The sequence below is a fragment of the Bradyrhizobium sp. AUGA SZCCT0105 genome (genome assembly GCF_018129565.1).
GTDB lineage: Bacteria > Pseudomonadota > Alphaproteobacteria > Rhizobiales > Xanthobacteraceae > Bradyrhizobium.
Genome location: NZ_JAFCMK010000023.1, coordinates 1 through 23,319 on the forward strand (window position 1 = coordinate 1; position 23,319 = coordinate 23,319).

At 63.0% G+C, this 23,319-nt stretch carries 20 protein-coding genes, 1 tRNA gene and 1 pseudogene; 11 read left to right on the forward strand and 11 right to left on the reverse strand.

All coding sequences use genetic code 11. The annotated features are described in order from the left end of the window. Positions 1–532: 532 nt before the first annotated feature. Positions 533–2,481, reverse strand: a pseudogene (locus JQ573_RS39825) (molybdopterin biosynthesis protein). 9 nt (positions 2,482–2,490) lie between these two features. Then, a complete protein-coding gene (locus JQ573_RS39830; protein ID WP_212320475.1) occupies positions 2,491–3,624 on the reverse strand; it encodes a molybdopterin-binding protein in 1,134 nt (377 codons plus the stop codon). Positions 3,625–3,930: 306 nt separating this feature from the next. On the opposite strand from JQ573_RS39830, the gene JQ573_RS39835 reads away from it, so the two are divergent. Next, positions 3,931–5,121 carry an ABC transporter substrate-binding protein gene (locus JQ573_RS39835; RefSeq protein WP_212320477.1) on the forward strand — a complete coding sequence of 397 codons (1,191 nt, stop codon included), beginning with the start codon at positions 3,931–3,933 and terminating at the stop codon, positions 5,119–5,121. A 73-nt stretch (positions 5,122–5,194) separates the two neighbouring features. On the opposite strand, the gene JQ573_RS39840 is transcribed toward JQ573_RS39835, so the two are convergent. After that, the gene (locus JQ573_RS39840; RefSeq protein WP_212320479.1) at positions 5,195–6,163 is read right to left on the reverse strand and encodes a TAXI family TRAP transporter solute-binding subunit; all 969 of its coding nucleotides are present in this window, start codon (positions 6,161–6,163) and stop codon (positions 5,195–5,197) included. Between the two features lie 119 nt (positions 6,164–6,282). Here JQ573_RS39840 and JQ573_RS39845 point away from each other — a divergent pair, with 119 nt between their 5' ends. The 6 genes from JQ573_RS39845 (at position 6,283) to JQ573_RS39870 (ending at position 12,659) form a co-directional block, all read left to right on the forward strand. Then, complete coding sequence (locus JQ573_RS39845; protein ID WP_212320482.1) at positions 6,283–7,251, forward strand: tripartite tricarboxylate transporter substrate binding protein; 969 nt, start codon at positions 6,283–6,285, stop codon at positions 7,249–7,251. Between the two features lie 116 nt (positions 7,252–7,367). After that, a tRNA-Ile gene (locus tag JQ573_RS39850) sits at positions 7,368–7,443 on the forward strand. Positions 7,444–7,672: 229 nt separating this feature from the next. Beyond that, positions 7,673–8,311, forward strand: a complete 639-nt coding sequence (locus tag JQ573_RS39855; RefSeq protein WP_212320484.1) for a spore coat U domain-containing protein — start codon at positions 7,673–7,675, stop codon at positions 8,309–8,311. A gap of 84 nt (positions 8,312–8,395) precedes the next feature. Further along, on the forward strand, positions 8,396–9,139 hold the full coding sequence (locus JQ573_RS39860; protein ID WP_212320486.1) for a molecular chaperone: 744 nt from the start codon (positions 8,396–8,398) through the stop codon (positions 9,137–9,139). A gap of 40 nt (positions 9,140–9,179) precedes the next feature. Continuing rightward, the gene (locus JQ573_RS39865; RefSeq protein WP_212320488.1) at positions 9,180–11,579 is read left to right on the forward strand and encodes a fimbria/pilus outer membrane usher protein; all 2,400 of its coding nucleotides are present in this window, start codon (positions 9,180–9,182) and stop codon (positions 11,577–11,579) included. Positions 11,580–11,666: 87 nt separating this feature from the next. Next, the gene (locus tag JQ573_RS39870; protein WP_212320490.1) at positions 11,667–12,659 is read left to right on the forward strand and encodes a spore coat U domain-containing protein; all 993 of its coding nucleotides are present in this window, start codon (positions 11,667–11,669) and stop codon (positions 12,657–12,659) included. A gap of 361 nt (positions 12,660–13,020) precedes the next feature. Here JQ573_RS39870 and JQ573_RS39875 read toward each other — a convergent pair whose 3' ends face one another. From JQ573_RS39875 to JQ573_RS39885, 3 genes are read right to left on the reverse strand one after another with little or no spacing between them, the layout of a single operon-like run. Next, the gene (locus JQ573_RS39875; protein WP_212320492.1) at positions 13,021–14,148 is read right to left on the reverse strand and encodes an iron-containing alcohol dehydrogenase; all 1,128 of its coding nucleotides are present in this window, start codon (positions 14,146–14,148) and stop codon (positions 13,021–13,023) included. A 26-nt stretch (positions 14,149–14,174) separates the two neighbouring features. Further along, entirely contained in the window at positions 14,175–14,612 is a 438-nt protein-coding gene (locus tag JQ573_RS39880) for a cupin domain-containing protein (protein ID WP_212320494.1), read from the reverse strand. Between the two features lie 3 nt (positions 14,613–14,615). Further along, the gene (locus JQ573_RS39885; protein ID WP_212320496.1) at positions 14,616–15,275 is read right to left on the reverse strand and encodes a helix-turn-helix domain-containing protein; all 660 of its coding nucleotides are present in this window, start codon (positions 15,273–15,275) and stop codon (positions 14,616–14,618) included. A gap of 186 nt (positions 15,276–15,461) precedes the next feature. On the opposite strand from JQ573_RS39885, the gene JQ573_RS39890 reads away from it, so the two are divergent. After that, entirely contained in the window at positions 15,462–16,667 is a 1,206-nt protein-coding gene (locus JQ573_RS39890) for an ABC transporter substrate-binding protein (protein ID WP_212320498.1), read from the forward strand. A gap of 153 nt (positions 16,668–16,820) precedes the next feature. Here JQ573_RS39890 and JQ573_RS39895 read toward each other — a convergent pair whose 3' ends face one another. The 5 genes from JQ573_RS39895 to JQ573_RS39915 all read right to left on the reverse strand — a co-directional run bounded on the left by JQ573_RS39895 (position 16,821) and on the right by JQ573_RS39915 (position 21,357). Then, positions 16,821–17,381, reverse strand: a complete 561-nt coding sequence (locus JQ573_RS39895; RefSeq protein WP_212320500.1) for a hypothetical protein — start codon at positions 17,379–17,381, stop codon at positions 16,821–16,823. A 154-nt stretch (positions 17,382–17,535) separates the two neighbouring features. After that, a complete protein-coding gene (locus JQ573_RS39900; protein ID WP_249132777.1) occupies positions 17,536–18,633 on the reverse strand; it encodes an ABC transporter ATP-binding protein in 1,098 nt (365 codons plus the stop codon). Between the two features lie 12 nt (positions 18,634–18,645). After that, positions 18,646–19,467, reverse strand: coding sequence for an ABC transporter permease (locus tag JQ573_RS39905; RefSeq protein WP_212320502.1), 822 nt, complete (start codon positions 19,465–19,467; stop codon positions 18,646–18,648). Further along, complete coding sequence (locus JQ573_RS39910; RefSeq protein ID WP_212320504.1) at positions 19,467–20,318, reverse strand: ABC transporter permease; 852 nt, start codon at positions 20,316–20,318, stop codon at positions 19,467–19,469. The genes JQ573_RS39905 and JQ573_RS39910 overlap by 1 nt, the downstream gene beginning before the upstream one ends. Before the next feature lie 25 nt (positions 20,319–20,343). After that, on the reverse strand, positions 20,344–21,357 hold the full coding sequence (locus JQ573_RS39915) for an ABC transporter substrate-binding protein (RefSeq protein WP_212320506.1): 1,014 nt from the start codon (positions 21,355–21,357) through the stop codon (positions 20,344–20,346). A 199-nt stretch (positions 21,358–21,556) separates the two neighbouring features. Here JQ573_RS39915 and JQ573_RS39920 point away from each other — a divergent pair, with 199 nt between their 5' ends. The 3 genes from JQ573_RS39920 (at position 21,557) to JQ573_RS39930 (ending at position 23,200) form a co-directional block, all read left to right on the forward strand. After that, positions 21,557–22,081 (forward strand): thiamine pyrophosphate-binding protein, encoded by a 525-nt coding sequence (locus JQ573_RS39920; protein WP_212320508.1) that lies wholly within the window; start codon positions 21,557–21,559, stop codon positions 22,079–22,081. Positions 22,082–22,152: 71 nt separating this feature from the next. After that, complete coding sequence (locus JQ573_RS39925; RefSeq protein ID WP_212320510.1) at positions 22,153–22,704, forward strand: thiamine pyrophosphate-dependent enzyme; 552 nt, start codon at positions 22,153–22,155, stop codon at positions 22,702–22,704. Between the two features lie 226 nt (positions 22,705–22,930). Continuing rightward, entirely contained in the window at positions 22,931–23,200 is a 270-nt protein-coding gene (locus JQ573_RS39930; protein WP_212320512.1) for a hypothetical protein, read from the forward strand. The last annotated feature ends 119 nt before the right edge of the window (positions 23,201–23,319 follow it).

Sequence of the window (23,319 nt, forward strand, 5' to 3'; positions counted from 1 at the left end):
CACGGCGTCAAGCGCCAAGGACCCAACGGCTTCCCGCCCACCCCATCATGACAGACTTCCAAGACACAGGGACCCATAACCACAAATGCCAGTTGTTGCGCGACGCTGGGGCCACAGCCCTCTTCAACAACACAACCCTGTAGTTATGGTCCCTGCTTTCGCAGGGACGACGATTGAGGATGTGGGCGATGCCACACATTCACTGTCGTCCTGGCGAAGGCCGGGACCCATTACCCCAAATCTCAATTGTTGCACGCGCTGGGGCCACAGCTCTCTTCAACAACACGACCCTGTGGTTATGGGTCTCTGCTTTCGCAGGGACGACGATTGAGATGGGCAATGCCACACATTCTCTGTCGTCCTGGCGAAAGCCAGGACCCATAACCACGAATGCTGCTTGTTGCGCGACGTTGTAACAACGAGTCTCGTTCACTACACCGGCCGCGGCGTATGGGTCCCGGCCTTCGCCGGGACGACAGCGGTGATTTCTGCGGCGTTCTTGAATCTACCATGCAGACGCCAACAATCGCCGCTACGCCGGCCTGAACCCCGCCGCCGTCAACGCGGCGCGGCCCTGGTCCGATGCCAGCGCGTCGAGAAAGGCCTGCACCGCGGGTCGCTGCTTGCGCGCCGTCACCAGCGCGAAGTCGTAGTGTTCTTCGGCAAGCGGAATGAAACCGAGCCCGGACGCACGGGCGACCGGCGCGATGGTCATGCCCCAGTCGGCGCGATGCTGCGCCACCGCGGCCGCAACCGCATTGTGCGAGCGTGGCTGATTCCAGTAGCCGTCGGGCCGGCGGCCTGCCAGCAAGCGGTCGATCAGGATACGCGTGCCGGCGCCCTGGTTGCGGTTGACCATGATGCAGGCGGGATCGGCGAGCGCGGCGCGCACCGCCTCTTCTGCGCTCAGGCCGGCAAAGCGCGTGTCGTCCTTGCGGAACACGATGCCCTGCTTGCGCCGCCAGCCCGGCACGAGCTCGAGGCCGGCGGCCAGATACGGCGTGTTGTACGTCTCGGTCTTGTCGTCGAACAGATGGATCGGGGCGAGATCACATTCGCCGCGCCTTGCGGCGGCGAGTCCGCCGAGACTGCCCACTGCGATCGAACGCACCACAAGGCCGGCATGCGCCAGCGGCGCGGTGACGAGATCGAGCCCGCTGCAATGGCTACCGACGATCACGAGATCAGGCACCCGCACATGCGGCGTGAACAGCGTCACCTCGGCGTCGCTGCCGGCCGGCAACTGGTCGGCCAGCGCCTCGATCTTCAGGAAGCCGTCGGCCTGGGCGAACGAAGTGATCGCGCCCGAGCCCTTGCCGCCGGGATAGGCGATCAGGCCGTCGGTGCCTTCGACCAGCGACACCATCACGAACTCGGTACGCCCGAGTTCAGAGGCGATCCGCACCGGCACCTTCGCCGCCACCCTGGCATCGGAGCGCGGCGGCAGGCCGGCCATCCGCCGCAGCACCGGCACGATCATGTCATGGAAGGTGAACATCGCCGAGGTCGGAAAGCCCGGCAGGATGACCACCGGCTTGCCGTCGCAGACCGCAAGGCACAGCGGCTTGCCCGGCTTCAGCGCCACGCCATGCGCGATGATGCCGGGCTTGCCGAGCCTTGTGATGATCCGGTGCGAGACGTCGCCCGCACCCTTGGAGGTGCCGCCCGACAGCACCAGCATGTCGCTCTCCGCCAGCGCCTCGCGCATCGCGGCCTCGAGCATCGCCTCGTTGTCCGCGATCGCGCCAAGGAACGCCGCGTCGCCGCCGTTCTCCGCAATTGCCGCGGTGACGATCGCACCATTGGTGTCGTAGATCGCGGCCGGCCGCAGCGTCTCACCCGGCTGCACCAGTTCGTCGCCGGTCGAGAGAATCGCAACGCGCGGACGGCGCACCACCTGAACGTCGGCAATACCGCAGGCCGCGAGCATGCCGATCTCGCGCGCCCCGATCATCGTTCCCGCGCGCAACAGCGCCTCGCCGCGCGCGATGTCGGAGCCGGCATAGGACACGAACTGCCCGGGCGCCGCGGCGCGCCGGACCTCGATCGCATCATGGCCGGCGGGCTGGGTGTGCTCGACCATCACGATCGCATCCGCGCCGCGCGGCACCGGACCGCCGGTCGCAATCGCGGTCGCGGTGCCCGGCAGCACCGGCCGGGTCGGCGCGGTGCCGCACGAAATGATCTCGTCGTTCAGCGCGAGTTGCACCGGCGTGGCTTCGCTGGCGGACGCAAGATCGGCGGAGCGCACCGCAAAGCCGTCGACATTGGAGCGATCGAACGGCGGCACGTCGATCGGCGCCACCACATCTCCGCCAGCGCACGGCCGAGCGCATCGGCGAGCCGTCGCGTCTCGGACAGCAATTGGCGCGGGAACAGCGCCGCCTCGAAGCGCGCGATCGCCTCCTCGCGCGACAGGATGGTCAGGAACTGGTCCTGCTCGACGGACGGGTTGGGTTTCGGCGTGAAGATATTGGTCATCTCGGGAACTCACTCCCGCAACATATAGGCATCGACGACGGTGCCCGCAGCGAAGCCCTCCGCAGCGCCGGGCACAATCAGCAGGCCTTCGGCGCGCGCGATGGCATCAAGCGACAGGTCCCCGATCGCGAGCGCCGCCCAAAAACCCTGTTGAGAGCCATGCTGAGAACCCTGCCGACGCGTCAGCAGCACGACCTCTGCAATACCGACGCCGGAGGCGATCTTGCGTTCCAGCGGCAGGGCGAGCGATTTGCGCGGGCGCCGGCCCGACAAGCGATCGAGCACCGGAAGCGCAATCGTCCACCAGACCGCGAAAGCCTGATCCGGCGCGCCCGGCAAGGCGACGACCGGCGTCGCACCGATCCGGCCGACCGCCGTGGTGCGCCCGGGCTGCAGGGCAATGCCGTGCGCGACCAACGCTCCACGTGCCGCCAGCGCATTCACCGCCGCATCGGTGTGACCAACGCCGGTGCCGCCGATCGTGATGATGAGATCGCAACCATCTGCCTCGAGCGCGTTTGCAATCGCCCCCACATCGGGCGCCGCCTCGGCATAATCGATCTCAACGCCCGCGAGGCGCGCGGTGTCGGCGACCAGTTGCGCGGTCAGCTGGCCATTGCAGATGTTGACGATGCGAAGCCGAGGCCGCCGTACGCGCAACAGCTCCAGTCCGGCGACGCGCGCGAGCAGCAGACCGCGCGGCAGCAGCGGCTCGCCGGCCGCGATCACGGCGCGCCCGGCGGCAATGTCGCTGCCGGCACGCCGGACGCCCTGCCCCGGGATGGCTTCGGCGAGCACCTGCGGAAGCGGACCGGAGGTGTCAACGGCATCGGCATCGACCACGCAGTCGGTGCCGTCGGGCATCGCTGCGCCGGCCGCGACCCAGACCGGCGGTCCGGCCAGCGGCAGCGGCGCATAGGACGACGCGCCAACCAGATCATTGGCGCGCATCGCCCAGCCGTCGCTGACGGCGACATCGTGCAACGGGTATGCGCGCAGGGCCGGCATCTCGGCCGCAATGCAGCGCAGTGCATCGGCCGGCGGCAGCTCGATCGGCTGGACCGGCGCGAGGTCGCGCAGCACGGCGGCCAGCGCCGCATCGAGCGGGGTGAGCGAAGCCGGAAGGCGCTGGGCGGTGATCATGGCCCGCTATGGACTGAATCGGCCCCGAAAGAAACCAGCTTGCGCCGTGCCGGGGCACCGCCATTAGACCGATGGCGCGTTGACGCGGACCCCAAAGTAGTTGCAAAAGAAACCAATATGACCGGGTCCCGGAGGCCCGGCACAACCATAATGGCCAATGCGCCAGTTCAGGAGGGAAACAGAATGATCGCCACCAGAGCGTTTTCGAGCGAAGTGGTTACCGGTTCGCGTGAAGAAAACGCGTCAAAACAAAAATCAGGAGCGCCGTTCCGATTCAATCGGAACGGCATTGGCTCCAGACTAGCCATGTTCGGGACGCTCGCAGCCGCGCTGCTGGCCTCCTCGGCCGTATCGGCGCAGGTATCCGACGACATCGTCAAGATCGGCGTGCTGACCGACATGAACGGCCCGGCCTCGACGCCGACCGGACAGGGCTCGGTCACCGCCGCGCAGATGGCGGTCGACGATTTCGGCGGCAAGGTGCTCGGCAAGCCTGTTACGGTGATCGTCGGCGATCACCAGCTCAAGCCGGACATCGGCGCGACCATCGCGCGGCGCTGGTATGACGTCGATCAGGTCGATCTGATCGTCGACGTGCCGGTGTCGGCGGTCGGGCTCGCGGTGCAGAACATCGCCAACGAGAAGAAGAAGCTGTTCATCACGCATTCGACCGGCGCGACCGACTTCCATGGCAAGTTCTGCTCGCCCTATGCGATGCAGTGGGTGTTCGACACCCGCGCGCTCGCGGTCGGCACCGCCCAGGAGGTGGTGAAGCGCGGCGGCGACAGCTGGTTCTTCATCACCGACGACTATGCGTTCGGCCATTCGCTGGAGAAGGACGCCTCCGCGATCGTGACCAAGAACGGCGGCAAGGTGCTCGGCGCGGTGCGGCCGCCGTTTGCGACGCCCGATCTGTCGTCCTTCATCCTGCAGGCGCAGGCCTCGAAGGCCAAGATCATCGGCATTGCCGGCGGACCGCCCAACAACACCAACGAGATCAAGACCGCGGCCGAGTTCGGTGTCTTCGCCGGCGGGCAGCAGATGGCGGCGCTGCTGGCGCTGATCACCGACATCCACTCGATCGGCCTGTCGGCCGCGCAGGGCCTGTTGCTGACCACCTCCTTCTACTGGGACATGGACGACAAGACCCGGGAATGGTCGAAGCGCTATTTCGCCAAGATGAACCGGATGCCGACGATGTGGCAGGCCGGCGTCTATTCCTCGGTGACCGCCTATCTGAACGCGATCAAGGAAAGCGGCACCGACGATCCGCTCAAGGTTGCGGCCAAGATGCGCGAGAAGCCGGTCGAGGATTTCTTCGCCCGCAACGGCAGACTGCGCGAGGACAATCTGATGGTGCACGATCTCTGGCTGGTGCAGGTCAAGACCCCGGCCGAGTCAAAGTATCCGTGGGACTACTACAAGATCCTGGCCAAGATCTCGGGCGAGGACGCGTTCGGCCCGCCGGACCCGGCGTGTTCGTTGGTGAAGAAATGAGATAGGCAATTGGCGAATAGGGAGTAGCGAATAGATGCGGTCATTCGCTATTCGCCACTCACCATTCGCCGCGCTATCTCGCTACCCCGATCTCCCTGAAATACTTCAGCACGCCGGGGTGGATCAGATTGATATCGGGCGCGGCAGCGACGGTGTTCGCTGCCGTGGTCTCGCAAGCCTGCGCGAGCTTCTTGCAGAAATCAGCCTCGACGCCGTGCAGCGTCTTCGCCAGCCGGTAGGCGACATCCTCGGGCAACGTCTCGCGCACCAGGATGTAGCTCCAGGAGCCGACCGAGGAAATCGCCGCGGTCTGCTTCGGGTAGCTGCCGGCCGGAATCGTCAGCGGCTTCAGGAAGGTGTGCTTGGCACGGATGCGGGCAATCTCGTCCGCGGTCGGCGCGATGAAGCGCGCACCGCTTGCGCTCTCGGCCATCTTGCTGAAACCGGGCCAGCCGATGCCGGCGCCCCACAGCGCCGCAGCACGGCCGTCCTCGACCATCGCAGGGCCATCGCCGGCGCGATCGAGATAGATCGACGTGAAGTCCTCGTCCTGCCTCAGCCCGATGCCGTCGAGGATGTAGCGCGACAGGATCGGCAGGCCCGAGCCCTTGGCGCCGAACGCAACGGACTGGCCGACCAGGTCCTGGATCGTCTTGTAGGGACTGTCGGCACGCACCACGAACATGCCCGGGCTCGAATACATCGCGGTGAGGATTTTCAGCTTGGTGGCCTTCGGCCGGCCGATGCCCATGAAGGCCTCGTAGGACGGCTCGCCGGCAACGGTTGCGATATCGACGCTGCCCGCCTCGAGCAGCGGGATGTTCTCGTTGGAGCCCTTGGTGTTGCGCGGCTCGATCGACAGCGTCGTATCGGCCGCGTTCATCGCCTCGGCGAAGGCATTGCCATAGAGCGGAAAGCCGCCACCCGGCGTCGCCGTGGCGAAACTGATCGTGGTTTTGGAAATGGTCTTGCTCCCCTCTTGCGCCGTCGCGTCGCCCGCGAGCAGCAGCGCGCCGGCGCAAATCATGACAGCGAATTTCATCCCGAGCCTCAGGCATTGCGCATAAGCGCGACTATCGTCGCACGGGCGGGGTCGTAGGCAAAGCCAGCGTTTTATGAAACCATGAGGGCAACAGTCACAAGAAAATGACGGGAGAGACGATGTTCCGGTTCGCACGTGCCGCGTTGCTTGGTTTGATCTGTTACCTTGCCTCCGCTAGCCCCTCCTCCGCATCCGACTATCCGAACCGTCCGGTGCGCTGGCTGATCGGCTTCGCCGCCGGCGGCCCGGTCGACATCGTGGCGCGCATCATGAGCCAGTGGCTGTCGGATCATCTCGGCCAGCAATTCGTGGTCGAGAACCGCGCTGGCTCCGGCGGCAACATCGCAGCCGCCGCTGCGATCAACTCACCGGCGGACGGCTATACGTTGCTGTTCGTCGCACCCAATAACGCGATCTCGACCTCGCTCTACAAGAAGCTGCCCTACGATTTCCTGCGCGACACCACCCCGGTCGCCAGCATCATGCAGCTCACCAACATGCTGGTGGTCTCGAACGCGATGCCGGTGAAGACGGTTCAGGAGTTCATCGACTACTGCAAGGCCAACCCGGGCAAGATCGCCTACGCCTCGTCCGGCAACGGCACCTCGGTGCACATGTCGGCCGAGCTGTTCAAGGCGATGACCAAATGCGACATGCAGCACGTGCCGTATCGGGGATCCGCGATCGCCTTCCCCGACATCATCTCCAACAAGGTGCAGCTGATCTTCGACAACCTGCCGTCGGCGCTGGAGCAATCGCGCGGCGGCAGCGTGCGCGCGCTCGGCGTGACCTCGCCGCAGCGCTGGCCGGGCGTGCCCGACGTGCCGGCGATCGCCGAGACCGTGCCGGGCTTCGAGGCGGTCGGCTTCTACGGCATATCGGCGCCGAAGGGCACGCCGCCGGAAGTCGTCGAGACCCTCAACAAGGCGGTCGGCGAGGCCCTCAAGGACCCCAAGCTGGTGGCGCGCCTCGCCGAGGTCGGCGGCATCCCGAAGCCGATGACCCCGGCCGAATTCGGCAAACTGGTGGCAGACGAGACCGAGAAATGGCGCAAGGTGGTGGAGTTCGCGGGCGTCTCGGTCGATTGAGCGGCCGATGGTGCGGCGGCGCTGGGGCCTCGCGGCGGCATTGCCGAAACCCCACGCACCCTGTAAACGGAGCCCGCACCGTTGCCGGCCGCACCCCGCGGCCCCGCAAGGCGGCGGGGCCTGTAGCTCAATGGTTAGAGCCGGCCGCTCATAACGGTCTGGTTGCAGGTTCGAGTCCTGCCGGGCCCACCAATGAGTTCAGAGGGCGCCAGACTAAGCCCAAGCGCAGCCAGAGCCGGTGTGGCCCTGAAGCCGCCGGCCGACTTTGCTGACCATTATAGTTTTTGATGGGGCCATAGCTGTCGATAGTTCGATCAGGCCTCGTTAAGCTTTTGCTCATTCAAAGTTTACCCAATTTTGATTCTTTTGTTCACGACGATGGCCTGCATGTCCGGCACAATTGGCGATGAAAACGAATTCATTGGACGATACCGAAGAAGTTTGCCGGCCGACCAAGAAAGCGGCCTGCAGGGCTTTCGATCCTTGTCGAAAGATTCGCATCCGCGACGACGGTGGACCTTTGCTGAAGCGACGAATGCGGCAGGCTGCGCGAGTGGGAGCGGTCGCACTCTTCGTTGCCGTGGCATCCGGTTATCAAACGTCCGCCCAAGCCGGCACATCGACCGCAAATTTGACCGTTCAGATCACCATCACGGCGTCTTGCACAATCAACGCTGCGACGCTCAATTTTGGGAGCGTGGCAGGAACAACGCTCGCGACCACCTTGCAGTCGGGCAGCACAACCGTCTCGGTCACCTGCACCAATGGCAGCCCCTACTCCATCGCCATGGACAACGGAGCAAATGTGTCCGGCAGCCAGCGGCGGATGACGAATGCCGGTAATTTTATCAACTACAATCTCTATACTGATTCAGCTCATACCAACCCCTGGACCACGGCCACCAGCAGCACCACCTGCACGACCACGAACGGCTGCTTTCTCGGCACCGGTAACGGATCGGCGCAGACGATCAACATTTACGGTACGGTTCCCGCTACCGGCACCGCACCGAACACCGGTACCTACACGGACACGGTGGTCATGACCATCACCTATTGAAGAAGGGGCCGCGGCAGCGGCCCGCTGTTCCGTTGCATCTGCGTATCGACGAAACGCCTTCTTGGCGCACGATTTCGAAATCGATTGGGCATCGCGATGCATCAAAATTCGACTCTACTGGCCGCGTTTGCTGTAAGCCTGGCATGCATGGAGGTTGCCCATGCCACCGCGCTTCGCGTTGAACCCGTTCTCCTGGAACTGAATGCGCCGGCGGCGGCGGCTTCCCTGACGCTGCGCAATGACGAAGATGCCGACGTCGAGGTCCAGACCCGCGTGCTTCGCTGGTCGCAGTCCGACGGCAAGGAGAGTCTTGAACCGACAACCGATGTGGTGGCATCACCTCCGGCCGTCAGGATGGCACCTCATTCAGACTACGTCGTGCGGGTTGTGCGGGTGTCGAAACAGCCGGTCAATGGCGAAGAAAGCTATCGTGTCATCGTCGACCAATTGCCGCGAGTGGGCGGCAGCCAGGGTCGCAGCGTCAATCTTTTGGTACGACAGTCGATCCCGGCATTTTTTCGTAGCCGCGAGTTCAGTCGGCCACAAGTTAACTGGGCGCTCCGTACTGAAGCTGGCCAACTAACCGTCGTGACCAGCAATGCCGGCGACGAGCGGCTACGCATCGCAAACCTGCGGCTTAGGGATTCTTCGGGAGCTACCTTGTCCTTTGGCAACGGTCTCCTCGGCTATGTCCTCGGACATTCCTCCATGAGTTGGGCCACGCCGAAATATCCTCGCGGCTTTGGATCTGGCGGATCCATCTCCGTCACGGCGGAAACGGACAAGGGCCAGACTCATGCGGTTATTGAGTCGCCGACTCGGCGGTAGAAGAGGCTCCGCTCTTGTGTCCATCCTAGCACTCCTCGGCATGGTCCTCTGTGCCGGGCGTTCGCGCGCGGGGGAGGCCCAGACAAATCTGCAACTCGATGTCGTGATCAACTCCATGCCCGCCCGAACGATCGGATCATTCGTCCGGTTCGATGACGGTCGTATCGGCGGAACGGTGGAGGAACTGGAAAGCCTCGGCCTGCAACCGGGCCCGCCGCATCGACCGGGCGAGATCATCGCACTGGATGATATCCCGACCCTAAAGTATCGATATGAGGAGAGAACACAGCGGATATTCATTGCCGTCGACGAAGCCGGACGCAAGCCGCAGCTCTTTGACGCAGGCGGCGCCAGCGGGAACCGGCCAAAGGCGCGGGCCGATCCCGGCGCGGTGCTGAATTATGACCTGTTGAGTTCAACCAGCAACGCAGCTACCCCGAGATTGATCGGGCTCGGTTACACATCGCTTTTGCTGGATGCCCGGGCGTTTTCGCCTTACGGCACCGCCGAACAGTCGGCGATCGTCCGCACTGGTCCGCAGCAGCCTGCGCAGGCGACACGGCTGAATTCGTCTTTCCAGTACTCCGACCAGGACCAGATGATCGGCTACGTTGCTGGGGATACGATCAACGGTGGACTGGCTTGGTCGCGGCCGATCAGGATCGGTGGCCTTCAGGCTCAGCGCGATTTTGCCCTGCGGCCCGATCTCATTACCGCGCCGCTCGCGACCATCGGCGGTAGCGCGGCAGTGCCGTCAACTGTCGATGTCTATGTCAACAACATCAAGACATTTTCTCAGGACGTCGCGTCCGGCCCTTTCAGCGTAAACAACGTACCGCTGATTTCCGGCGCCGGCACGACGCAACTCGTGGTGCGGGATTCGGCAGGTCACGAAATCCAGACGTCGGCGCCGTTTTATGCGACCTCGAGCCTGCTTGCGCCGGGGCTGAGCAGTTGGTCGGTGGAGGGCGGAGTGCCGCGGCTGTCCTACGGCTCGAGCAGTGACGTCTATGTCGGCTCGCCGGTCGGGTCTGCAACCCTGCGACGAGGTATCTACGACGGCTTGACGGCAGAGGCGCACGTCGAAGGCGGAGCCGGCGTCATCAACGGTGGCATCGGTGGTATCTTCAGGACCGGGACGATCGGTGTCGCCGCCGTGGCCTTGGCTGGCAGCGGAAGCGGCACGAACCGCGGTCTGCAGAGCTACGCTTCCTATGAGACGAGGCTCTTCGGCGTGAGCATTTCGGCGAGTTCGCAACACACCTTTGGCACCTATGACGACCTTGCCTCGGCGACCGCAAGATTGCAAAACATCGCGGCGTTGAACGGCGGCCTGCAAAATCTGAACGGTCTGTTCAATTACCTGCCCGGCAGTATCGCTTCATTGTCGAACTCGTTTGCCTATGTGACCGGCATCTATGGCAGCGCCCGTGCGCCGGTCGCGCTCGATCGCATCACTTTCAGCGCTCCGATGCCGTTCGACCCCCGGGCCAGCCTGAGTGCAAGCTTTGTCGGTCTGCGCGATGACTCCCGCCATCGTTCCAATATCGTGACGGCCTCATACTCGCGTTCGTTGCCCTACAATGCGTCGATATTCGCCACCGTCTTCCACGATTTCCGTGCCAAGAGGAATACCGGCATGTTTGCCGGTTTGAGCATCCCTTTTGGCGACTCTGCTTCGATCACGACCGGGGTCTCGAGCGGACGGGGCGGTACAACCGGTAGCGTTGATGCCGTCAAGTCGCTTGGGCCGGAGCCCGGCAGCTACGGCTGGCGCGTCCACGATTCCGAAGGCTCATCGAGGTACCGGGAGGCAACAGCTTCCTACAGGTCGAGCTACGGCACCATCCAGGCAGGCGCAAGCCAGGCGGGATCCGGCAGCGTGGGATCACTGGAATTGCGCGGTTCGATCACCACCATGGGAGGCGGTGTTTTCCTTTCGAACTGGATCGACGACAGTTTCGCGGTGGTCACGACTGGCGTGCCGGATGTCGAGGTCCTCAGCGAGAATCGCCGGGCCGGTGTCACCAATTCCAGCGGCATGCTGTTGATCCCGACGCTCCGGTCCTACCAGAAGAACAAGATTGCGATCGACCCGACGAACCTTCCGGTCGACGACGAAGCAGCAACGACGCATGACATCGTCGCTCCGGCCGATCGCGCCGGGATGCTCGTCAGATTTGACGTCCGCAAAGAGACGACGGCTGCGCTGGTTACCTTTGTCGGGCCTGACAATCGCGTTCTGCCGGCCGGGGCTGTCGGCCATATGACTGGTGGAGTAGAGTTTGTCGTAGGCTACGACGGACAGGCCTATATCAGGGGACTCTCGTCAATGAACGAAGCCGAAATCGAATTTGCCGACGCACGCTGCCGCGCCACGTTTGCGTTCACTCCGAGGCCCGGCGAACAGGTCCGGATTCCTGGGGTCGCGTGCCGATGATGCAGTCATTCATACGTAGATAGTGTCTTCCTACATCAATCTCCCCGACCATCTGTTCCGACCAACGCGCATTGTGAGATCGAAATCGTGGTCATCGGCTCAAAGCGAACTTTGGTCTTCGCCTTGCTCCTGCAATTCGCGGCATCGTTTTCGGCCCACGCCCAAAGCTGCTCCGTTACCTCGGCGTCCGGCAACTACGGATCTGTCGACATCCTGGCGGGTGGCGCCGTCGATACGACCTCGACATTTACCGTAACATGCAGCGGCTGCACGCTCGGCTGCACGGTCAATGCGTGTGTGCAATTCAACCAAGGGGCGCCCAACAGCAGCAGCTCGGTTCGATCGCTGGGAAGTGGAGCGAATACAGCAATACACGAGCTCTACTCGGATTCCGCGCGCACGCAGGTCTGGGGATCCTGGGGATATGGTACCACCGCGTACGGCTCCGGTGGCGTCAGCATCAATCTCAGTCTTCCTCTTTTGGGCGGGCCCGCGCAACAAACTCTGACCGTCTATGGGCGCTTTCTCGCCAATCAGCAGGCAACGATACCCGGGACCTACGTCTGGAGTACGACATCTCCGGTCGTCGCCTACGCGGCCTATCTTCTTACAAGCCCAAATTGTTCGTCGAACCCGGGAACGACGACAAATGCGGGCTCCTCGCCCTGGACGGCGACAATCGCCGGAAACTGCATTGTTTCGACCACGCCACTCAACTTCGGTAACGCTTCGCTGTTGACGTCGAATATTGACGGCGTTGGAACGATTTCAGTGAAGTGCACCAATACGACCCCGTACTCGATCGGCCTCGACAACGGACTACATGCAAGCGGCAGCCAACGGCGCATGCAGGCAAGCTCCAGCTTCATCAATTACAATCTCTATACGGACGCGGCCCGGACCAGCGCCTGGACAAGTACGACATCCGCTACAACCTGCACGTCCGGTGCCAATACCTGCGTGCTTGGCACAGGAACAGCGTTGAATCAGAACATTTCAGTCTATGGGCGCGTTCCACCGCAAACCTCGCCCCCTCCGGGAGCCTACGCCGACACCATCGTCGTCACCGTGACCTTCTAGCCCGATCTTCCCGGATGAGCGGTTTGAAAATCCGAACGTCAAAATCGACACAATGCCGATCGCAGAAGATGTCCAACTCCTTCAATTTCGACAGCCGATGGCCGCACCAGTTTCACACCAGAAGCGAGCTCACCGAAACGCAACGAACGCGATCAAACTCCAACCAAAGCGCAGCCAAATCAACCAAGCCGATCGTTACCCCGCCGCTCATAGGGGTCTGGTTGCAGGTTCGAGTCCTGCCGGGCCCACCATTCGAATCAAAGCCTTGATTAGATCAAAGCCCTGGCTCCGGGACCCATGCGCGCTGCGTCGATGGAGCCGTTCGGCATCGCACTCGCCGCATCATCTCGCTGCGGTCAACTCACTCCCAGGCCGCCTGGAAAATGGCGCGGTAGCCGTCGGCATCGACAGGACGCGGATTGGTGGCGGTGGAATGATCCCTCGCCGCCTTCTCCGCCATGTCGTCCAGCACCGAGGCCGGCACACCCATGGCGCGCAGGCCGCGCGGCAGATTGAGCTCGGCATTGAGCGCATCGAAGAACGTGGCAATGTCGGCATCTTCGGGCAGACCGAGCGCCAGCCTCAGCCGCGGCAGCTTGGCCGCGATCGCCGGACCATTGTAGCGCATCACCGCAGGCATCAGCACCGCATTGAGTGTGCCGTGATGCAGGCTCGGCGACGCGAGGCTGCCAAGCGCGTGCGACAAGCCGTGCACCGCGCCGAGGCCCTTCTGGAAGCACAGGCCGCCCTGCAGCGCGCCCATCATCACTTCGGCGCGGGCGTCGCGGTCATCGCCCTCCGTCACGGCCTGCTTGAGATCGCTGACGATGCGCGACGCGCCATCGAGGGCGATCGCATCCGCCGGTGGATTGAAGCGCGGCGACAGATAGGTCTCGACGCAATGCGACAATGCGTCCATGCCGGTCGCGGCCGTCAGTGCCGGCGGGAGGCCGAGCGTCAGCAGCGGATCGCAGATCGCCCGCGCCGGGATGAGATGCGGACTGATCAGGCCAACCTTGCGGCCGTCCTCGAGCGTGATGAGGGCCGCGCGACCAACCTCGCTACCGGTGCCGGCAGTGGTCGGAATCGCGATCAGCGGCGCGACGGCGGCGGTGATCCGCGCGACACCGCCATCGATTGCGGCATATCGCGCCAGCGGGCCGGCATGGGTGGCGAGCAGCGCCACCGCCTTGGCGAGATCGATCGGCGAGCCGCCGCCGAGCGCGACGAGGCCGTCGCATCCGGCCTCGCGATAGCACGCGAGCGCCTGCAGCGTCGCACGCTCGGTCGGATTCGGCGGCGTCGCGTCGAACACGACAGGCGCAGTGCCGAGCGGAGCGGTCACGCGCTCCGCCAGGCCGGCCGCGACAATGCCGCGGTCGGTGACGAGCATCGGCCGACGGATGCCGAGCGCTGCGATCTCATCGCCGAGCGCGTCCGCCTCGCCGAAGCCGAAGCGAATGGTGGTGAGATAGGTGATCAGCGCCATGGCCGGTCGTCCGTTGCGTCGACCGATCAGAGATCAGTGCGTTCTTCGGCGATGTCGCGACGCTGCTCCATGTTGAAGCGCCCCGCATAGATCGGCCGCCCGCCGGTGGTCGGACCGGGATACTGCACGATCAGGATATCGCCGCCGGTCGCGGTCTCGAACTTGCCTTCGAAATGCGGGTCCGGATGAAAGATCATCGTGCCCGCCGTGTAGAGATTGTCGTCGATCCTGAATTCGCCGCTCAGGATATACCAGACCTGCGCGAACTCGTGATTGTGGATCGGATGATGCGCGCCCGGCTCCAGCCGCAGGATGCCCGCGTTCGGCTCGGTCGGCCGCTCCGGCCGCGGGTGGAACAGCATCTTGCCGGTCTCGCCAGGCCAGCGGATGGTCTCCCACCCCACATCGTCGATGTGCTTCGCCTCATACGGCAGGTGCCTGCCGGTCGCGGTTGCGGTCTGCATGGATCAGTCTCCTTGGGGCTTGCTCTTGGGTGATCGAGGCGGGGCGGCGGCGCTCGGCACGCGCCACCAGTCGAAATGCTCGGCCTTCTGCGGCGACTTCGCGACCACCATCAGGATGCGCGCTTCATCCTCGCTGATGTTGTCGGCGCGGTGCGGCAGCTCGGAATTGAGGAAAATGCCTTCACCGGGCACGAGATCGAACACCTCGGCGCCGACGTGGAAGCGGATGCGTCCGCTGATCACGTAGCAGTATTCCTGTCCCGGATGCGACACCATCAGGTCCATCCGGTTCTTGCGCGGGAACGAGAGGTGAAACACCTCCAGATCATCGTTCGGCATGCCGCCCGCGAACAATCGCCAGCGATAGCCGGTGCTCGGGATGCTCTGGTCTTCACCATCGTCGCCATGGCGATGCAGCGTGACGTGGCTGCGCGACTGGTCCTGCGGCGCAGCGAACAATTCGCTGACGCCAATGTCGAGCGCCTGCGCGATCTGGATCAGATTGGCAACGGAGCTCGACACCTGCCCGCGCTCGAGGCGCGACACGAAGGCGTCGGACAGCCCGGTGGTGTCGGCCAGATCCTTCAGCTTCATGCCACGCTCTTCCCGCAGCGAGCGAATGCGTGCTCCAAGCCTCGCCAGCGTCTCGTCCTGCGTTTTCATTGCTCCGACCCTCTCCTTAATTTGCTTCCTTGTCAATAAAAATTGCTCTACAAGCAATTTCTATCGTGCCCGATGTTGAAATCGCAGGAATTTCCAGTGGTTCTTCGCACCGATGCACAAGCGAATTGCGTATCACGCAACAAAACCGAACAGCAAACAACACGACCTCCGGAGGAGCACCCGACCATGACAACCACTCTCAGGGCCCTATGCGCGGCGATGACCGCGACGCTGCTGCACATTCACGTCGCGCACGCCGCGATGTCCGACAATGTGATCCGCATCGGGGTCCTCAACGACCGCTCCGGCGCCTATGCCGACCTCGGCGGCGAAGGCTCGGTCGTCGCGGCGAAGATGGCGGCGGAGGAGTTCGGCAACGCGATCGGCGGCGTGCCGGTCGAGATCGTCTCGGCCGATCACCAGAACAAGCCGGACATCGGACTTGGCATCGTCCGGCGCTGGTTCGACACGGAGAAAGTCGATGCCGTTGCCGACATTTCCAATTCGGGCGTGGGTTTCGCGGTGACCGCTCTCGCCAAGGAACGCAACAAGATCGTGCTGAACGCGTCGGCCTCCTCGGACTTCACCGGCAAGGCCTGTACCCGAACCTCGTTCCAGTGGGTCTACACGAGCTATACCAACGGCTACGGTCTCGCGCGGGCGCTCACGGCGCAGAAGCTCGACAGCTGGTTCCTGATCACGGTGGACTATTCGTTCGGTCACGCCTTCGCGACCGACATGCGTCGCGCGGTCGAGAACGGCGGCGGCAAGGTGATCGGCGAGGTACGCCACCCGCTCAACACCGCCGACTTCAGCTCGGTGCTGCTGCAGGCGCAGGCGTCCGGCGCCAAGGTGATCGCGCTGGCCAACGCCGGCGCCGACATGACCAACTCGGTGAAGCAGGCGGCCGAGTTCGGCATCACCCGCGGGCAGGCATTGGTGGCACCGACCGTATTCCTTACCGACGTCGACGCGATGGGCCTTGCCGCCGCGCAGAACCTGCAGTTCGTCACTGCATACTACTGGGACCGCGATGCCGAGTCGCGGGTGTGGGCCGACAAGTTCTTCGAGAAGGTTGGGCGGATGCCGACCATGACCCAGGCCGGCGTCTATTCGGCCGTACGGCACTACTTGCGTGCGGTGCAGGCCGCAAATTCCGACGATGGCCTCGCTGTCGCAGCCAAGATACGCGAATTGCCGGTTGCCGATTCGTTTGCTCGCGGCACGATCCGCACCGACGGCCAGTTCGTGCACGACATGTACCTGGCGCGCGTCAAGACACCGGCGGCCTCGAGCCGACGATGGGACTACTACGACATCGTTGCCACGATTCCCGCCGAGCAAGCCTTCCGCCCGCTCGGCGAGGGTGGCTGCGAGTTGGTCTCGCAGTGACGACGCAGGCGGACGGTGGCCAACACCATCGTCCGCCATCGCCCATAACGGCCTGTATGCAGGTGGCGAGCGACGTCTCTTGGGCTACGTCGGGCGCGCCTTCGCCATCGAAGCCTCAATTCGATAGACCGCGGTCCAGCTCAACTGCCGAAATCAGCTGCGCGCCTCGCGCCGAAGAAATTGAGCAATCGGCATCAACGCGTCGATCGAGGGCAAACCTGCGCGCGCCTCACTGTATGACGACCAGGGATAGGGGATAGCCGAAAGCCATTGCAGGACAGACGTCTGATAGCTAGCCGGCAGCACACACATGAACTCAATCTTGATGAGCAGCCGCTTGACGCGACCGTCTCCGGCGGCATCAAAATCCCAGGTGTACTCACCGCAACCGACGCGAACGTCGCCGTCGGACTTGTTTGACATCCCCACCAGCCAGTCGCATTGAAACTGTGGAAGGCGATTGGACTCAGGGCGCGAGAGGCAGAAGGTGCGCACATTCTCATACTGCAATCCAAAGTTTCGTACGAGAACGTCGGTGACGCTCTCCAATCCGTGAGCGGAGCTGGGAAAAGAGATTGCGTCGGTCAGGAGCAGCATCTGGAGCTCACAATCCTGCACGAATGCACGCTTCATGAGCTGAGGCAGGTTTCGGTCCTTGGCCTCGATGTACGTGCTGATCGCCTCGGCTGCGGTGATCGATTGGGGCTCACTCAAGAATTCTCTCCACGGCTGCACGAACAGATGCCAGGTGACGGCGGTGCCAACGACGCCGCAGGAAACAACAAGATGGGTGCCGCCAAACCAAGCCCCACAATATACCGCAGGCTCGATTCCTTCACCCGCACACCGCTGCGAAAGACGATTGCGATCAGGCTGCCGGAAATGCCGAGCACCGATCTGTCTGAATGGCAATGCCGACAGGCGCCCCCATTGGCCAGCGCAGAATGGCCTGCTCGCCCGGGGATCGCACCAGCAGCCGTTCCCCGGCGCACTCGATCTGAAGGTCGACGTGGCCACCCTGGTAGATCTGAGCAACAACGCTGCCCTTGATGGCGCACGGCTCCTCGGGCGCCACAACACTGAACTGCTCGGGGCGGACGAACAGGTCAACCGCCGCGGACTTCTCGAGCCCGGACAGGCTCTCGCCCGACACATTCACCAGCGCATCGCCAAGCGCGACGGTCGCTTGCTTGGCCTGCACGCTCACAAGCTGGCCACGCAGCCTGTTGTTGTCGCCGACAAAGCCGGCCACGAACGGGTCCGCCGGGCTGCGATAGACGTCAACAGGGCTTCCGAGTTGCCTGATACGGCCTTCGGACATGACAGCCACACGATCGGACATGCTCAAGGCCTCGCCTTGATCGTGCGTCACGAAGATCGTGGTCAGACCCAGCTTGCGCTGAATTTCCCGCAGCTCCACCTGCATCGAGGTCCGCAGGCTCTTGTCCAGCGCCGAGAACGGCTCATCGAGCAGCAAGACGGTCGGATTGATGACGAGCGCGCGCGCAAGCGCAACGCGCTGCTGCTGGCCGCCGGATAATTGCCGGGGTTTGCGGTTCTCCATGCCCTTCAGCTTGACCAGCGCGAGCGCTTCGGCGACGCGCTTGTCCCGCTCAACCCTGGGGACCCGCCGCGTCTTCAGGCCGTAGGCGACGTTTTCCGCCACACTCATGTGCGGAAACAGCGCGTAGTTCTGAAACATCATGCCGATGCCACGCTGGTAGGTTGGAATGTCATTCACGCGCTTGCCTTCGATCGAGATCGAACCGCCGTCCGGGCCCAGAAAGCCCGCGGCCAGCTTGAGCAGCGTGGTCTTGCCGCATCCTGATGGACCAAGCAGCGTCACGAACTCGCTACGGCCAACGCCAAGCGTAACGGCGTTCAGGGCCACGACATCGTCAAATCGCTTGGCCACGGCGTCGAAATGGACCGCCGTTTGTTCCCCTTCATTCGCCAACGGCTTCAAGATCCGTGCTCCCTAGTGAGACTGCTCAATATTGAGGACCTTGCCGAGGCCGAGGAACGCATTGGCAAAGGCGATCAAGGCGGCGGTACCGACGATATACATGACCGACAATGCCGCCATCGACGGATCGGCGAACTCGCGCACATAATTGTACATCGCGACAGGAAGCGTCTGGGTACGCTGCGAAGTCACGAACAGCGAGGCCGTGAACTCGTTGAACGAGAGGATCGCCGCGAACAGCCAGCCGCTGACGAGCCCGGGCAGCAGCAGCGGCAGGGTGACGGTGGTCAGGACGCGAAGCGGTCCGGCGCCGAGGCTCGCAGCAGCGTGTTCATAACTCTGATCGAGATTCCTCAGCGAGACATACACGCTGCGCAGCACGAACGGCAGCACCAGGATAACGTGGCAGATCACGACGACCGCAAAACCGCGGCTCAGGCCGACTTGCGCCGCGAGGATGAGAAAGCCGAGCCCTACCGTGAAGTGCGGAATCACCAGCGGCGAAATCAGGATTCCCTCGATGGCGGACTTGAGCGGAAACTTGTACCGGTCGATGACAAACGCGAACATGCCGCCAACGCAGAGCGCGATCGTCGAGCTCCAGGCGGTGACGATCAGGCCGTTGAAGAACCCTTGCCGGAAATCCTCGTAGGCGAGGGCTCGACCGAACCATCGCCACGACCAGGTCTGCGGCGGAAACGACAGGATCGGCTTGTCGTTGAACGCGGCGATCGTCACGACTACCGCCGGCAGCACAAGAAAAGCGATGATGACGAGCACCGTCAACAATCCGGCCCAGCCGAGCACTCTCTGATAGGTCGAGCGCGGGATCATCAATGCACCTCGATCTTCTGAAGCGGCCGGGAAGCAAGCTGAAGCAGTCCCAGCACGAGGGCGGTCAAAGCCAACCCGGCCACGCACAATGTCGCGGCGAAGGGAAAGTTGAAGCTCGAAAATCCGAGCTGGTAGACCAGATTGGAGATCATATTGACGCGGCCGCCACCGATCAGCTGCGGCGTGGCGAATGCCGAGAACGTCCAGGCGAATGCCGTCGTGGTGCCGGCGACCACGCCGGGCAAGGACAGCGGCAATGTCACGGTCAGGAACACGCGAATAGGACCGGCTCCCAGGCTTTCAGCCGCTCGGGAATAGTCGCGGTCGATATGGGACAATCCGGCGGCCAACATGATGACCATGACCGGCAGCGTGACATGCACGAGAGCAACCACAACGCCGAATGGCGTGAACATCAGCTGGAGCGGCTTGCCGACAAGGCCGAGCGACATCAGCAAGGAATTGATGAAACCATTGTTGCCCAGGACGATGATCCACGCATAAGTGCGAACGACCTCGCCCAGAAACAGCGGCGTCACGACAATCACGAGGAGAATGGAGCGGAGGATCGGCTGTTCGACGCGCACAAGCGCATAGGCCAGCGGATATCCGACGATCAGCGTCACGACCGCGGTCATCGCGCACACGACGACGGTATCGAGAAACACGCGCGCGTAAAGCGGTTTCAGAAGGTCGGCGAAATTCCCCAGCGTGAACCCGCCGGGGTCGAGCGATCCCGGCACGTAGGCCCTGAGGCTGTATTGCAGAACCGCAACCATCGCCGCGAGGAACCCTATCGCACAGAGCGTCGCCGGCGCCGTGAAAATGCGCAGAAATGGCTGCTGCTTCATGATGCGGGACCGATCTGGCAACGGATCAGTTCATGATGTTTTCGGCGAACCATTTGCGCCATTCCGCCGTCTTGTTGGCGCGCAGCTTGGCGTCGATGTTGATCTGCTGCTTCCATTGCTCCGCCGACGTGAAGACGCCCGGAAGCTTGGCGATTTCAGGATCGATCTTCGCGTTCAGGACTGCCGGGCTTCCCTTCTTCTGCTTCGAGATCTCGGCCTGGATATCGGGGTCGTAGAGCGCGTTGATGAACTTGTATGCGAGATCGACCTTCTTCGACCCCTTCATGACCGCGACGGTGTCGATTCCCAGTACCGCGCCCTCTTTCGGCATCGCGAGCGTGATCGGAATGCCCTGCCCGATCATGTAGTAGGCATTCATCGAAAGCACGATCTGCACCGGCGTCTCGCCGCTCGCGAGCAGTTGCTGGCTGTTGGCATCGTTGGTGTAGAACGCCTTGAAGTTCGGCTTGAGCGCCTTGAGCTTCTCCTCGCCTTTTTCCCAATGGGCCGGGTCGGCGCCGGCAAGAATGGCAGCGACCGCAATGATGTGACCGGGATCGAAATCCGGAGCGGCAAGCTTGTCCTTCAGTTCCGGCTTCCAGAGATCATTCCAGCTCTCGAACTTGGTGTCCTTGATCAGATCGGGGCGGTAGCCGATCGTGTAGACATAGGCCCAGGCGCCGAGATGGTAGGGACTGATGCGCGCCTCGTCCGCGAGGTTCTTCGCATTCGGGATCTTCGATGTATCGATCGTCTCGAACAACCCGTCATTGGCATAGAGCCACCCGACATGCGACGTCGTGAACGTCACGTCGCTTTCGGGATTTCCCTTGGCGAGCTTTTCCTTGTTCAGTCGATCGATGGTGCCGCCGGTGATGAATTCGACAGGGACGCCGGTTTCGGCGGTGAATTTCCTGGCAACCGTCTCGGCCACCAGATCGCGCCAACTGCCGCCCCAGATACTGACAACAAGCTTGTCTTGCGCGTGAGCCGGCAAAGCAATCAGAACAGCGATCAACACAGACCAAAGGCGAAGCATAGCTGCAGTCTCCCTCCAGCGAGGGAATGCAGCGCCCGGCTCCAGCTGCAATCCTCGGTCATGAAATTAAACTTATCATCTGCTTAATAGTACCTTTTATCAGGCACCTCGTCGACCTGCAATAGGTTTGTCTTATCGACAATAGTACCTTTTGCGATTAGCCTGCGCGCCACGTTGGTTGAAATCACGGAGGCAGTCGATGACGACATCGACGGAAGCTTTAGAGGCCCATCGGCCGTCTGCCGTTCTCAATACGCTCGAGCGTCTTGGTTTCGGCACCGTCGTCTCTGTCCCCGACAGCTGGCTGGGCGAAATCCTTATTCGCATCGACCGGCAGCCGGGCATGACGCTGGTGCGCGCAACCCATGAAGAGGAGGCGCTTGCGATCGCTTGTGGAAGCCGGCTCGGTGGCGTTCGCACCGCCCTGCTTGTACAGAATGCCGGCGTACTCAGCATGGGTGCGGGCATGGTGTCGCTCGCGCAGCGCTATCAATTTCCGCTTCTAATGCTGGTGTCCTATCGGGGCACGCCCGATGATCCGGTCTTCTATCATGTGCCGAAGGGCCGAGCGACGGAGCCGGTCTTCCGCGGCATCGGCCTCGCCCATGCCTGCACCGATCGATACCGCCCGATCGGTCCCCAGGTCGAACATGCCGCAACCTATGCGGAAGAAGCTTCGTGTCCGTTTGCCCTGCTCATGGGTCGGGAGGATATCCAGTGGTGACCAATGCACGACCGACCCGGGCGGATCACTACAGGGCGCTTGCCGGCAGTCTGCCTTCTCGCGCGCTCGTCGTGACGTCGCTCGGCAATGCTTCGTATTTGTGGGCAACGCTGCATCACGCGCCGGAGAACTTCTACTTCGAAGACGCCATGGGACTGACACTCCCGCTGGCGCTGGGCCTGGCGCTCGCTCAACCGGACCGTCCCGTCATTGCTGTTGAGGGCGATGGCGCCCTGCTCATGCATATGGGCGCGCTCGTCACGATTGGCGCGATGAACCCGTCAAATCTCACCATCCTCCTGATCCAGAACGGCGTTCACGCAGCTTCGGGCGGCCAAGCCTTGACCAACGCGACGCTCGATCTGGCACAGCTGGCGCGCGCCTCGGGAATCAAGCACGCCGAAAACCTGAATGCGCCGAGCGCACTTGCCGCCGGCATCGCCTCAGCCGAAAAGCGCGATGGCGTCGGAGTCCTGGTTCTGGCGACGGAGCCCGACGTCGAAGTCGTCCGACCGCCGATCTCGCTCGATCCGGTCGCGACAAAACATCGCTTCATGGCTGCGATTGAGGCACCACGTTACGTCCCGACGCTGTTCGGCGGCGGGATGCTCGAGCGGCCCTAGTCAGCCGGTATTTCCCTTGCGCAAATCCGTGGCGGTCCGCTTCGTTGCCGAAGCGGGCCGCTTTTTTTAGGCGCTCCGACATACCGCTGGGCTGTCGGACGACGCTGCGATCTTAGGCACAGGACGTCGAAACTTTGAACTTGTCCGCCGTTCATCACTTAGTACGATGTGTAGGACGATAGACTATTCGCCGGTTCGCTCGCTCTTGATGAGGACGACGACAACGATGCACAGCAACCAGGACGCCTTGCGGATTGATATCGCCGCGTCGATTTCCGTCGGCATGCCCGTCATTCACTTCAATGGCGGCGGCTCCCCGGTCCAGACGAAGACGGCGGCTGCGGGTCAGCCGCAACACGGCGAGCGTCGAATGCCGGTGCCTCAGGCCTTGCTGATGTGGATTTGCTCGTCATCCGGTGAGGCATGGCCTTCCCTCGAGCTCATCCTGGGCGGCACGCTGTCGCCGCGGGACCCGGTCGGATCCGGCGCTTCATAGGCCGTCTGCTTCCGGCTTGGCCAACCGCAAGGCCCTGGCACGGGTTCAGCGCCATTGGCCGCCAGCCTTACATCGCCTTGACGATGTTCTCGGTGACCTTCTTGGCGTCGCCGAGCAGC